This is a genomic window from uncultured Aliiroseovarius sp. (assembly GCF_947492455.1).
Lineage (GTDB): Bacteria > Pseudomonadota > Alphaproteobacteria > Rhodobacterales > Rhodobacteraceae > Aliiroseovarius.
In genome coordinates, this window is sequence record NZ_CANLNB010000004.1 from 116646 (window position 1) to 129725 (window position 13080).

General features: G+C 61.3%; 11 protein-coding genes. 6 read left to right on the forward strand and 5 right to left on the reverse strand.

The genetic code is table 11. From position 1 onward, the window contains the following. Positions 1 to 4: 4 nt before the first annotated feature. The 3 genes from Q0677_RS10485 to argH form a co-directional block, all read right to left on the reverse strand. The gene (locus Q0677_RS10485; RefSeq protein WP_366940966.1) at positions 5 to 2644 is read right to left on the reverse strand and encodes a TIGR02302 family protein; all 2640 of its coding nucleotides are present in this window, start codon (positions 2642 to 2644) and stop codon (positions 5 to 7) included. Further along, entirely contained in the window at positions 2574 to 3839 is a 1266-nt protein-coding gene (gene lysA / locus Q0677_RS10490; RefSeq protein WP_298909410.1) for a diaminopimelate decarboxylase, read from the reverse strand. The genes Q0677_RS10485 and lysA overlap by 71 nt, the downstream gene beginning before the upstream one ends. A 258-nt stretch (positions 3840 to 4097) precedes the next feature. Continuing rightward, entirely contained in the window at positions 4098 to 5510 is a 1413-nt protein-coding gene (gene argH / locus Q0677_RS10495; protein ID WP_298909414.1) for an argininosuccinate lyase, read from the reverse strand. A 180-nt stretch (positions 5511 to 5690) separates the two neighbouring features. Between argH and Q0677_RS10500 the strand changes: the two genes are divergently transcribed. Then, positions 5691 to 6893, forward strand: a complete 1203-nt coding sequence (locus Q0677_RS10500) for a lytic murein transglycosylase (protein ID WP_298909416.1) — start codon at positions 5691 to 5693, stop codon at positions 6891 to 6893. Here the strand turns inward: Q0677_RS10500 and Q0677_RS10505 are convergent. Next, entirely contained in the window at positions 6890 to 7474 is a 585-nt protein-coding gene (locus tag Q0677_RS10505; RefSeq protein WP_298909419.1) for a DNA-3-methyladenine glycosylase I, read from the reverse strand. The two genes, Q0677_RS10500 and Q0677_RS10505, sit on opposite strands and share 4 nt — an antisense overlap. Before the next feature lie 136 nt (positions 7475 to 7610). On the opposite strand from Q0677_RS10505, the gene Q0677_RS10510 reads away from it, so the two are divergent. The 5 genes from Q0677_RS10510 (at position 7611) to Q0677_RS10530 (ending at position 12765) form a co-directional block, all read left to right on the forward strand. Then, the gene (locus Q0677_RS10510; RefSeq protein WP_298909422.1) at positions 7611 to 8414 is read left to right on the forward strand and encodes an EAL domain-containing protein; all 804 of its coding nucleotides are present in this window, start codon (positions 7611 to 7613) and stop codon (positions 8412 to 8414) included. Between the two features lie 159 nt (positions 8415 to 8573). After that, on the forward strand, positions 8574 to 9749 hold the full coding sequence (locus Q0677_RS10515) for an acetyl-CoA C-acetyltransferase (RefSeq protein ID WP_298909425.1): 1176 nt from the start codon (positions 8574 to 8576) through the stop codon (positions 9747 to 9749). 183 nt (positions 9750 to 9932) lie between these two features. Beyond that, entirely contained in the window at positions 9933 to 10655 is a 723-nt protein-coding gene (gene phbB / locus Q0677_RS10520; RefSeq protein ID WP_298909428.1) for an acetoacetyl-CoA reductase, read from the forward strand. 296 nt (positions 10656 to 10951) lie between these two features. Then, positions 10952 to 11893 carry a transcriptional regulator GcvA gene (locus tag Q0677_RS10525; protein WP_298909430.1) on the forward strand — a complete coding sequence of 314 codons (942 nt, stop codon included), beginning with the start codon at positions 10952 to 10954 and terminating at the stop codon, positions 11891 to 11893. Beyond that, positions 11890 to 12765, forward strand: coding sequence for an EamA family transporter (locus Q0677_RS10530; RefSeq protein WP_298909433.1), 876 nt, complete (start codon positions 11890 to 11892; stop codon positions 12763 to 12765). The genes Q0677_RS10525 and Q0677_RS10530 overlap by 4 nt, the downstream gene beginning before the upstream one ends. A gap of 16 nt (positions 12766 to 12781) precedes the next feature. On the opposite strand, the gene Q0677_RS10535 is transcribed toward Q0677_RS10530, so the two are convergent. Beyond that, the gene (locus Q0677_RS10535; RefSeq protein WP_163037945.1) at positions 12782 to 12955 is read right to left on the reverse strand and encodes a YdcH family protein; all 174 of its coding nucleotides are present in this window, start codon (positions 12953 to 12955) and stop codon (positions 12782 to 12784) included. Positions 12956 to 13080 lie beyond the last annotated feature (125 nt).

Below are 13080 nucleotides of genomic sequence, written 5' to 3' on the forward strand. Positions count from 1 at the left end.
CGGATCAGAACTGATCCAACAGACGTTCCAAATAATCGCGTTCCAATTGCGGGCGGTCTGACTCGCCCGAGCGTTTGCGCAATTCCTGCATCAACTCTTCGGCCCGGCGATAGATCTCGTCCGTGTCCCCCAAAGGACTGTCGGTCGAGGTCGCGCCGCCGCGTCCTGATGCGCTGCGTCCCAGCGGATCCTGATCCGAGGCCTGATTGCTTTCGCCCGGGTTTTCACCCTGCTGACCGTTCTCGCGGGCTTGTTGGTTTGCCATCGCCTGATCAAACTGGCGCAGGCCTTCGCGCATGGCTTCCATCGCGTCCGCTTGTTGGTTCAAGGCTTCGGGGATGTCGCCTTGTTCCAGCGCATCGGCGGCTTCTCCCATGGCGCGGCCCGCTTCGTCCAGCGCGTCACGGGCGGCTTGTCCTGCGGGATCGCCCGCGCCGGGCAGGTTGCGCCTTTGGGCGTCTAGCTGGTCTTGCAGTGCGCGTTGCCGGTCGGCAAGGCTGGTGCCCGGATCGCCGCCACGGCCTTGACTGTCTTGACCTTCCTGCGCGCCGCCCTGTCCATCCTGACCCTGCTCGCCGCCCGATCCCTCGTGGCTCTGCCCGCGCCCCTGACCGCCATCGCGCCCTTCGTTCTCTTGGTTTTCACCGGCGGCGGACCCTTGCCCTTGTTCCTGAAGATCGCGGAAGGCCTGATCCGACAGGCCCTGCTGCTGGCGCATGGTCTCGCGCAGTTCGTCGCGCGCCGCTTCGCCGGGGCGCTGGCTTTCGCCGCCGCGCTGGGCCTGCATGTTCTCCATCATCCGGCGCATCTGATCGAGCAGCTCCATCGCTTCGTCGGTGCGGCCTTCACGCATGAGTTCCTCGATCCGGTCCATCATCGCGTCCAGATCGGATTGGCTGAGTTCGATCATATTGTCAGGCTGCGGCGCGTTGGGATCGCCTTCCGGGGCTTGCTGGGCCAACTGGTCCATATAGTCCCGCATCGCGTCGCGGTATTCGTCCATCAGCTCGGCCAGTTCCTCGGGTGTAGCCCCGTCGCGCATGGCTTGTTCCAGACGCCGCTGCGCCTCTTCCATGCGGGCGCGGGCGTCGTCCAGCTGACCGTCTTCCAGCTCGACCGCTACATCCCAAAGAACCTGCGCCACCTCGTCGCGAAGATCGCCGGGGACGCCGCCCGCCACATCGGTAAAGGCCAGCCCCGCCTCGAGCCGCCGGATCGCGCCGCGAAGTTGTAGATAGATGCCTTCGGGCAGGGACAGGTCTTCGGGCTGAAACAGCGTGGCGCGCAGAACTTGCGTGACACGTCGGGCGTTGGCGCGGTTCCACAAGAGGTCGCGGCGCTGTTCGATCAGCGCCTTGGCCATCGGGTTCAGAAAGCGCCGGGCGGGCAGGATCATCGGGTAGGGCTGGCTGTCGCCTTCCTGACCCGCCCCGTCCTGCGCGACAAAGGTAAGCGTCACGGGCAGGCCTGCGAAAGGGTGTTCGACCAGATTCTCCTGAAGCGTCCCTTCGATCAATTTGCGCGCCCCGCGATAGGGCAGGGGCAGGTCTACAGCGACTTCGGTCCGGGGTTCTGGATCGATGGACAGCCCATACGCCCGTGTCACATCGTCCAGCGACAGGGTGATGATGACGGCACCTCCTGTGATGCCATAGTCATCGGTGGCCACGAAATTGAGCGTGAAATCCCCGTTCAATTGCCGGGTCAGCGGTCCGCTTGGGCGGATGGTCGGGGGCGTATCCTGTAGCGCAGTCAGCGTCCAACTGCGCGCCGTTGGGCCATCGATGGACAACGTACCGCTGCGGGTGATCCGTTGGCTGAGGCTCGAGGCCGCGCCCGCTTCACTGTCCAGAACTGATCCGGTGAAAGCCAAGGCCAGAGGGTCGCCATAGCGGCGCAGGGTCAGACGGCTGTCCTTCGGGATGGTCAGTGCGCCATCGGGTTGGTCATCAAGATAGAGGCTGGGTTGCCCGGTATAAGACGGCGGCTCGATCCAGCCTTCCCAACTGGCGGCAATTTGCGCCGCCGCACCGGGTGCGCCCGTGGGCGCCGTGCTGTTCCACGAGCCGAACCCAATCGCCATGACCGCCCCAGTCGCTGCGATCAATCGCAATGCATAGGGGTCTTTTTCCGCCACCCGCAGATCGGGCGGGGCCGCCTTTACATCGCCCAGCCGCGCCAGCATCCGATCCTGATGCGCGTGCCACAACTGGGCCGAGGCCGCGTCGCCCACACCCGTTGCCTGATCATCTTGAACCGCAGCAATCGGGTGGCCGGTCAGGCTGTCATCTAATCGCCGGAGCGCATGGCCTGACGTGGGCCAGACAAAGCGGCGCGTGGCGCGGATAAGGAAGATCAGCGCGGCAAGGACAAGCACCACAGGCGCCGCCCAGCCCCGCAACCCACCGAAGCCTGCCAGCGCAATCGTGACCAAGACGACACTCGCCAAAGGCCATCCGACCTGCCAGAGCCGCTCCAAAACCATCCCGCCCCTTGTCAGTGCCAAGGGCCAACGAAGGCGCTTTTGCACCTTCTGGGACAGGTCGGGCCGGGTCACCGGACCCGTGGGGTCATCAGAGCCATTCTGGAATGGTATCGCGTCCCAGCATTTCTTCATAGGTGGGACGTGCGCGGATGACGGCATATTGATCGCCCATCACCAGCACTTCGGGGATCAAGGGGCGCGAGTTGTACTCGGACGCCATCACCGCGCCATATGCGCCTGCCGAGCGGAAAGCGATCAAATCGTCAGGCTTCAGACTGTCCAGATCGCGGCCTTTGGCGAAGGTGTCGCCGGTCTCGCAAATCGGTCCAACGATGTCGTAGCGCGACTTGTCCTCGCCGGGGGCGGCCTCCACCACGGGGATGATGTCGTGATGCGCCTCGTACATGGCCGGACGTACAAGATCGTTCATCGCAGCGTCCACGATTAGGAAGTCCTGACCTTCGCCCTCTTTCACATAGATCACGGATGTGACCATGATCCCGGCATTGCCCGAGACCAGACGCCCAGGCTCGATCTCGATCTCGCACCCCAGATGGCCAACTGTTTCCTTCACCATTTGGCCGTATTCGATGGGCAATGGCGGCGCTTCGTTCGAGCGTTCATAGGGAATGCCAAGCCCACCGCCCAAATCCAGACGCGTGATGTCGTGCCCGTCTGCGCGCAGGGCTTCGGTCAGTTCGGCCACTTTCTGATAGGCCTGACGGAACGGCTCCAACTCAGTCAGCTGCGAGCCAATATGCACGTCGATGCCGACGGCCTTCAGCCCGGGCAGGGATGCGATTTCTGCATAGACCTCGCGCGCGCGGGCGATCGGGATGCCGAACTTGTTCTCCGATTTCCCGGTCGAGATCTTGGCGTGGGTCTTCGCGTCCACATCCGGGTTCACGCGCACGGTGACGGGGGCGACGACGCCCATTTCACTGGCCACTTCGGACAGAACCCGCATTTCCGGTTCGCTTTCCAGATTGAACTGGCGGATGCCACCCGTCAGCGCCAGACGCATCTCCTCGCGGGTTTTGCCAACGCCGGAAAAGACGATCCGATCCCCCGGTACGCCCGCCGCAATCGCCCGGCGGTATTCCCCGCCCGAGACAACGTCCATCCCTGCGCCCATCTCACCCAGCAGTTTCAGCACGGCAAGGTTCGAGTTCGATTTCACGGCGAAACAGACCAGATGATCGGCCCAGTCTAGCGCTTCATTGAACAGCCCGATATGACGTTTCAACGTGGCCGCGGAATAGACATAGAAGGGCGTGCCAACTTCGGCAGCGATCTCTTCAATCGATACGTCTTCGGCGTGCAACACGCCGTCACGGTAAAGGAAATGGTCCATCTTGGGCCTCGTCTGTCTGCGCTTCCCGACTGCCCTAGCGGAACTGCGCCTGCCGCTCAACCCTCCGGGCCTGCTCTTTTTCTTGTCATAAATATCCCGGAGCGCGAGGCAGAGCCTCGCAAAAGCAAACGCCGGCCACGTGGACCGGCGTTTGAAGCTACTCTGCTTGGGTATCCTCGGGCGATCCCGGACGGATTGGCTCGCCATCCGCGCCACAGGCCGCCAGCCCCAAAAGGGCGGTGATCAGAAGCGCGCGGATCATGCCAGCACCTCTTTCCCCAGTTTTTCTTTCCAACGTGCGATCTGCTTGCGTACTTCCGACGGTGCAGTGCCGCCATAGCTGGTGCGCGAGGCGACCGAGTTGTGGACGCCCAGAACCCCGAAGACTTCCTCGGTGATTTGCGCGTTGACCGACTGCATGTCTTCCAGCGACAGGTCCGGCAGGTCGCAGCCGCGATCCTCGGCCATCGCGACCAGCGATCCGGTGACGTGGTGGGCGTCGCGGAACGGCATGTTCAGCGCACGCACGCACCAATCGGCCAGATCGGTCGCGGTCGAGAACCCAGACGAGGCCGCAGCCTCAAGGCTTTCGGTGTTGGCGGTCATGTCGCTGACCATCCCGGTCATCGCGGCCAGCGCCAGCATCAGGTTGTCGGCTGCGTCAAAGACTTGCTCTTTGTCTTCCTGCATGTCCTTGGAATAGGCCAGCGGCAGCCCCTTCATCACGGTCATCAGGCCGATGTTGGCGCCCATGATCCGGCCGATCTTGGCGCGGATCAGCTCGGCGGCATCCGGGTTGCGTTTCTGCGGCATGATCGACGAGCCGGTCGACCATTTGTCCGACATGCGCACGAAGCGGAACTGGGCCGAGGACCAGATCACCAGCTCTTCAGCGAAGCGCGACAGGTGCATGGCGCAGATGGTGGCCGAGGACAGGAATTCCAGCGCGAAATCACGGTCGGCCACAGCGTCCAGCGAGTTCGCGGTCGGGCGGTCAAAGCCAAGCGCCTCGGCGGTCATGTGACGGTCGATGGGGAAGGACGTGCCTGCAAGCGCAGCAGATCCCAGCGGGCTTTCGTTCATCCGGGCGCGGGCGTCACGGAAGCGGGACATGTCGCGGCCAAACATCTCGACATAGGCCATCATGTGGTGGCCCCATGTCACAGGCTGTGCGGTTTGCAGGTGCGTGAAGCCGGGCATGACCCAGTCGGCACCCGCTTCGGCCTGCCCCAAAAGCGCGCGGATCAGGGCTTCGAGCCCATCAATCGCGGCGTCCATCTGGTCGCGGACCCACAGTTTGAAATCGGTGGCGACTTGGTCGTTGCGTGACCGCGCGGTGTGCAGACGGCCAGCGGGTTCGCCGACGATTTCTTTCAGGCGCGCTTCGACATTCATGTGGATGTCTTCCAGCGCGGTCGAGAAGGCGAAATTGCCCGCTTCGATCTCGGCCAGCACGGTCAGCAGGCCTTCGCGGATGACCTTGGCGTCGTCCTCGGTGATTACACCCGTCGCGGCCAGCATCGCGGCATGCGCGCGCGAACCTTCGATGTCCTGTCGCGCCATGCGCTGGTCATAGCCGATCGAGGCGTTGATTGCCTCCATGATCGCGTCGGGCCCTGCCGAGAACCGGCCGCCCCACATTTCATTCGCGGATTTCGTGTCGTCGCTCATGATCTGCCTTTCAGGACATATTTCTGCTGACTGCATGCTATACGCGGCAAGGCGGGTAGGTGCAATTGCTGTAGCTCTGCTTGTTCATGGCACGCTTTTGCCGATCGGGCCGGATTGCCTTTGTGTCGTCATGGACTGTCCCTAAAGTGGCCGGACACGCTGCTGCCAACAGGATCCCCGATGACCCGACCTATCCCGTCCTTGAGCCGCCGTATGGCGATGGCCACGCTGACCGCTGCGGCGGTGATGCCGGGGCGCGTGCTGGCCGATAGCGGGTTCACGGGGTGGCTGTCGGGGTTTTCATCCAACGCACGTTCGGCGGGGGTGAGTGATGCGGCGCTAAAGGCGCTTGGACGGGCGGAGTATTTGCCCTCGGTCATCAAGTCGGACCGCCGACCGGCGGAAACCGCGCGCAGCTTGCAGGACTATATTTCGTCGGCGGCCTCGCCCCAGCGGATCAAGGGCGGGCAGAGGGCACTGTCGCGCTATCCGACGCTTCTGAAGAAGATTGAGCGGAAATACGGTGTTCCGAAAGAGGTCATCGTTGCGATCTGGGGTATGGAAAGCAGCTATGGTGCGGTGCGCGGATCGGCCTCGGTGCTGTCGACGCTGGCTACACTTGCCTATGAAGGCCGCCGCCGCGATCTGTTCGAGGCCGAGCTGTTGGCCGCCTTGCAGATCCTGACCGCGGGTGATGTGTCGCCATCCCGCATGAAGGGGTCCTATGCCGGGGCGATGGGGCACACGCAGTTCATGCCCAGTTCGTATCTGGCTCATGCCGAGGACTTCAACCGTGACGGTGCGCGCGACATCTGGTCGGATGATCCGACAGATGCGCTGGCGTCAACGGCAGCCTATCTGCGCGCCAAGGGGTGGGTGAAAGGCCAGCCCTGGGCGATTGAGGTCCGCTTGCCCAAAGGGTTTGATCTGGCCCTGACCGGGCGGATCTATTCGCGCCGGTTGCGCGATTGGGGGAAGTTGGGCGTGACGAATGTAGCTGGGCACCCGCTGACCGGTGCCGCCAGCGGCGCACTGATTCTGCCAGCTGGTCCGAGTGGTCCCGTCTTTATGATCTTCCAGAATTTCCACGTTCTGAAGACCTATAACTATGCCGACAGCTATGTGATCGGTGTGGGCCACCTGTCCGACCGTCTGGCGGGGGGCAGTGCGATCCGGGCCGGCTATCCCAAGAAGCCTTGGGGGATGAGCACCGCCGAACGTCAGGCGCTTCAGAAGCGTCTGAACGAACTGGGGTTTCAGGCAGGGCGCCCAGATGGCGTGATCGGAGAAAAAGGCCGCGCCGCCATCCGCGCCTACGAGGCGTCGCGCGGCATGCCCGTAACCGGCGTGCCCAGTACCCAGCTTTTGGCGAGCCTCAGCTAGACCTGATCGTGCCGATGGCAGCTGACCAGATGGTTGTTGAACAGCCCGCAGGCCTCCATCCACGCATAGACAATTGTCGGACCACAGAACTTGAACCCGGCTTTCTTCAGGTCTTTCGAGATCTGTGTCGACAACGGGGACGAGGTCGGCACCTCGTCGAGCGCCTTGTAGCGCCCGTTCAGCGGTTTCCCATCCACATAGCCCCACATCATATCCCGAAAGGCGTCCGCGCCGCCCAAATCCAGATAGGCCTGTGCATTGGTGATGGCCGCTGCGATCTTCCCGCGGTGCCGAATGATGCCTTTGTCCTGCAAAAGGCGCTCGATCTCGGGCTCGCCCCACGTGGCGATGCGCTCGGGATCAAACCCTTCAAACGCTGCGCGAAAATTATCTCGCTTTTTAAGGATCGTGATCCAGCTGAGCCCGGCCTGAAAGCCATCAAGGATTAACTTTTCCCAAAGTGCGCGTCCGTCCCATTCCGGCACGCCCCACTCAAGGTCATGATATTCCTGATAAATCGGCTCGCTCCCGCACCAAGAACAGCGGATCAAGTCAGTGGTTTGCGCGTGGGAGTCGGTCATGTTCTCGGATCCATTACACTTTTAGACAAACTATCTGATTTACGTCTCGTTAGCACTGAATTGCCACTTATGGTCGTACGGCAGCACAGGTGACACCATGTTCAACTTCGGAAGTAAGACATCCCCGGACACACAGATGCAAGACCCTGTGGGTGGGCCAGTGGGCGATCCGCTCAGCTCGGCCATCGGGATGCGGGACAAGGACGCGATCAACCTTGTGCGCGAGGCATTGCGCAAAAAACGCGTCCGGCTGGCCTTTCAGCCTGTCGTGCAAACGACCAAGCCAGATCGCCGTGCGTTTTTCGAAGGGCTGATCCGCGTTCTGGATCCAAACGGGCGGGTGATTCCCGCAAAGGACTTCATCGACTCGGTCGAAGATAAAGAGATGGGGCGCAAACTGGATGCGCTTGCGCTGGAAAAAGGGCTGGAGGCGCTGCAGGCCGAACCCAACCTGCGTTTGTCCATCAACATGTCTGCGCGGTCGATTGGGTATCCGGGGTGGAAGAAGGTGTTGGAGCGTGGGCTGGAAGACGACCCGCATCTGGGTGAACGTCTGATCCTTGAGATCACCGAACGCACTGCCATCACCATGCCCGAACTTGTCCGCGTCTTCATGGCCGAGATGCAAAGTCACGGTATCAGCTTTGCGCTGGATGACTTTGGGGCAGGCTATACCTCGTTCAAATACCTCAAGGATTTCTATTTCGACATCATCAAGATTGATGGCGAGTTCATCCGCGGGATCCACAGCGACCCGGACAATCAGATCCTCACACAGGCGATGGTCTCGGTCGCGCGGCATTTTGATATGTTCACCGTGGCCGAAAGCGTCGAAACGGCCGAAGATGCGGCCTTTCTGACCCAGATCGGCGTGGACTGCATGCAGGGCTATTATTTCGGCGTGCCGACCTTGGATCCCTATTGGCGCAAAGCGGCCTAGGTGGGCGTGATAACGCTACCACATTCACGCCGCTTGATTTTCTCTGCAATGCAGCACAGGATGCGCTCAGCAATGATCGTGCATGATGGCGTGTGTTTTGGAAATTTCTGAAATTCGCGGTGGCGTGCTGATCGTAAGTCTGGAGGAAAAGGAAGCATCATGACCAATGTCGTAATCGTATCGGCCGCGCGCACCGCCGTGGGCAGTTTCTCGGGTTCGTTCGCGAACACGCCCGCCCATGACCTCGGCGCAGCCGTTCTGGCCGAGATCGTCGCCCGCGCAGGGATTGACCCGTCCGAGGTCAGCGAGACCATTCTGGGTCAGGTGCTTCAGGCCGGTCAGGGTCAGAACCCGGCACGTCAGGCGCATATCAACGCTGGTTTCGCGAAAGAGGCATCGGCTTGGGGCATCAACCAGGTCTGTGGCTCGGGTCTGCGTACCGTTGCGCTGGGCGCACAGCACGTGCAATTGGGCGACGCTGCCATCGTGGCTGCTGGTGGCCAAGAGAACATGACCCTCAGCCCCCACGTCGCGCACCTGCGTGCCGGGCACAAAATGGGCGACATGAAATTCATCGACTGCATGATCAAAGACGGTCTGTGGGATGCGTTCAACGGCTACCACATGGGCCAGACCGCTGAAAACGTGGCCGAGCAGTGGCAGATCACCCGCGAGATGCAGGACGAATTCGCTGTTGCCTCGCAAAACAAGGCGGAAGCCGCTCAGAAAGCCGGCAAATTCGCGGACGAGATCGTGCCCTTCACCGTGAAAACTCGCAAGGGCGACATCATCGTGGACCAAGACGAATACATCCGTCACGGCGCCACCATCGAAGCCATGCAAAAACTGCGTCCGGCCTTCACCAAAGACGGTTCGGTCACCGCTGCAAACGCCTCGGGCATCAACGACGGCGCGGCTGCCGTGCTGCTGATGTCGGCTGATGAGGCCGAGAAGCGTGGGCTGGAGCCGCTGGCACGTATTGCGTCCTATGCAACTGCCGGTCTGGACCCGTCGATCATGGGCGTGGGCCCGATCCACGCGTCGGGCAAAGCGCTGGATAAGGCGGGCTGGAAAGCTCAGGATCTGGATCTGGTTGAAGCCAACGAAGCCTTCGCCGCACAGGCCTGTGCCGTGAACAAAGACATGGATTGGAACCCGGACGTAGTGAACGTGAACGGCGGGGCCATCGCCATCGGTCACCCGATCGGCGCCTCGGGCTGCCGTATCCTGAACACGCTTCTGTTCGAAATGAAGCGCCGCGAGGCCAAGAAGGGTCTGGCGACCCTCTGCATCGGTGGCGGCATGGGCGTGGCCATGTGCCTCGAGCGTCCGTAAGGTCGACATGAACGATAGAAAAGGCGCCTTCGGGCGCCTTTTTTGTTAAATGTTTTGTCGTGCTCTTGTCGCAACCGCAAAATAAACTCTGCATTGCGGCAAAATGTTTGCGCAATAATATTGCGCAAGTTAAATTGAAAATGTAACAGAGTTTCAGGCTCAAGATTCGAAGTGGAGATAAACATGGCCCGAGTTGCACTTGTCACCGGTGGTTCGCGCGGTATTGGCGCATCAATTTCAAAAGCGCTGAAAGCTGAAGGTTACGAGGTCGCCGCGACCTATGCCGGCAACGAAGAGAAAGCTGCCGCCTTCACTGCCGAGACCGGCATCAAGACGTACAAGTGGAACGTTGGCAGCTATGAAGAAAGCGCCGCCGGTATCGCTCAGGTCGAAGCTGACCTTGGCCCGATCGACGTGGTTGTTGCCAACGCTGGCATCACCCGCGACGCACCGTTCCACAAGATGACCCCGCAGCAGTGGCAGGAAGTCATCGACACCAACCTGACCGGCGTGTTCAACACCGTTCACCCGATCTGGCCCGGCATGCGCGAGCGCAAGTTCGGCCGCATCATCGTGATCAGCTCGATCAACGGTCAGAAAGGCCAGTTCGCTCAGGTGAACTATGCTGCAACCAAGGCGGGCGATCTGGGTATCGTCAAGTCGCTGGCCCAAGAAGGCGCACGCGCAGGCATCACCGCCAACGCTATCTGCCCCGGCTACATCGCAACCGAAATGGTTATGGCGATCCCGGAAAAAGTACGCGACTCGATCGTTGCAGGCATCCCGGCAGGCCGTCTGGGCGAACCGGAAGAAATCGCGCGCTGCGTAGCCTTCCTGGCCTCGGACGACGCTGGCTTCATCAACGGCTCGACCATCTCGGCCAACGGTGCGCAGTTCTTCGTTTAATTACGCAGGACAATCACAATTCAGGGGCTGGCCAGTTTGGCCGGCCCTTTTTGTTGGCAACTGAGGTGTCAGCGACGCTAGACGCGCCGACATCCAGCGGCCAATATTCCGAAAGACCAAGGCGCGCTCCGCATGTGCGCGCTTATAGGCGGCATGAAGCTCGGTCTGGTTTGTCGCGGTCTCCAACATGGTCCTGGTCCTCTTAAGTCATCTTTGAGTGTTCTTAATATGGGGCGTTGAAATACATGCGACAAACGAGACTTTCAAAGGCTTCAGATAAGTGATACTTAACTGAAATGAGTGACCGCCTGCCCCCCTTAACCGCCCTGCGCGCCTTTGATGCTGCGGCCCGCCATATGTCTTTTCAGAAGGCTGCGGCCGAGCTGAATGTGACACCGGCGGCCCTGTCTTTTCAGATCAAGTCGCTGGAAGAGCATTTTGGCGCGCCCCTGTTTCACCGCTTGAACCGCGCCGTCGAGCTGACCGAGGCCGGCCGTCTTCTGGCGCCCGGCGCGGCGGATGGGTTCGAGATGCTGACCAGCGCATGGCGGAATGCGCGGCGAAGCTTGGACAGCAATACGCTGACTGTGACGGCGGGACCGGCGTTTACCTCGAAATGGCTAGCGCCCCGGCTTTACGACTTCGCGCAGGATCACCCCGAGATCGAGCTGCGCTTTGCGGCGGGTTTGAAATTTGTGGACCTGAACCGGGATGAAGTCGACGTCGCCATCCGGTTTGGCTATGGCCCCGATGACGGGCTGTATTCTCATCCGCTGGCGAGCGAATGGCTGACCCCGGTGATGCTGCCCGCTTTGGCCGAGAAATATCCAGAGCCGAAAGACCTGTTGTCAGCGCCTTTGATCCACAACACATCAGATGATTTCTTGAACCCGCCCTGTGACTGGCCCGCGTGGTTACGCGCGGCTGGCGTTCATGGGACGCCCCGGATCACGTCGGTGTTTTCCCAACCCGACCACGCGCTGGATGCGGCGATGGCGGGGGTGGGCGTCGTGTTGGGGCGACGTGCCTTTGTGGTGAAGTATTTGGCTGAAGGGCGCCTGGTCGCGCCCTATGGGCTGGCGTTGTCGACCAAGGCGCGGTTTAGGTTCCTGTGCCGTCAGGGGCAGGAAAACCGACCCGCGATTGCGGCGTTCCGCGATTGGGTGCTTGCCGAGATCGCCAAAAACACGCATGTGACGGACAGCTTGAAAATCGTTTCGGTCGAGGACATGGCGTGACGCGGAAAACCGCCACCTTGATTGGGTTCATCGCTGTGCTGCTGTGGTCGCTTCTGGCGCTGTTCACCGTGGGCACGGCCCCGGTGCCGCCGTTCCAACTGGCGGCAATGACCTTCCTGGTCGGCGGAACGTTGGGCGTGATCTGGATCGCTACGACCGAGGGGTTGGGCGTTTTGCGCACGGTCAGCTGGCGAGTCTATGCGTTCGGGACGCTGGGGCTGTTTGGCTATCACGCGCTGTATTTCTCGGCCCTGCGCATGGCACCCGCGGCCGAGGCCGGGTTGATCGCCTATCTGTGGCCTCTGTTCATCGTGCTGTTTTCAGGGTTGCTGCCAGGCGAAAGCCTGCGTCCAATGCATGTGATCGGCGCGTTGGTGTCCTTTGCCGGTGCGGCCTTGATCGTGCTGGGCGGCGCCACCGGCTTTGACGCGGCTGCGCTGCCGGGTTTTGTGCTGGCGTTCCTCTGCGCGCTGACCTGGTCGGGCTATTCGGTTCTGTCGCGCCGGCTTGGGAATACGCCCACGGCGTCAGTCGTGGTGTTCTGTCTGGCCACCGCCATCCTGTCGACCGGCGCGCACCTTGTGTGGGAAGACACTGTTTGGCCCAACGGAGCGCTCGGTTGGGCGTCTGTTGCAGGACTTGGTCTGGGGCCAGTCGGGCTGGCCTTCTATGTCTGGGATGTGGGGGTCAAACGCGGAGACATTCAACTTCTGGGCGTCGCAAGCTATGGCGCGCCCTTGCTGTCTACGCTTGTGTTGATTTTGGCGGGAGTTGCGCAGCCTCACCCATCTTTGCTGATCGCGGGGGTGTTGATCACTGCGGGTGCTTTGATGGCGGCACGGGCCAGTGCCGGTTCGTCTGAACAGAGCTGACCCGCGCCTAAAACCGTCAGGCCGTGGCCGTCGTCAGTCGTTCAATCTCTTCCTTGAGCTGGAGCTTTTGCTTTTTTAGTTCGGTAATCTCGGCATCTGTGGTGCCGGGCGCGCGCTGGATTTCCTCGACTTTATCCGAGAGGACCTCGTGTTTCCTGCGCAGCTCTTCAAGATGCGAACTCATGCTCATGGCGATCCTCCTGTTGATTTATAGAACGTACCGAGTGCACCACACTTTTCCTCGCTTGTCACGGAATCGTTGCAATTCTTTGCGGGGATTCGCTGACGTGGTTTCGCGGGATTTAACTGGTGGGC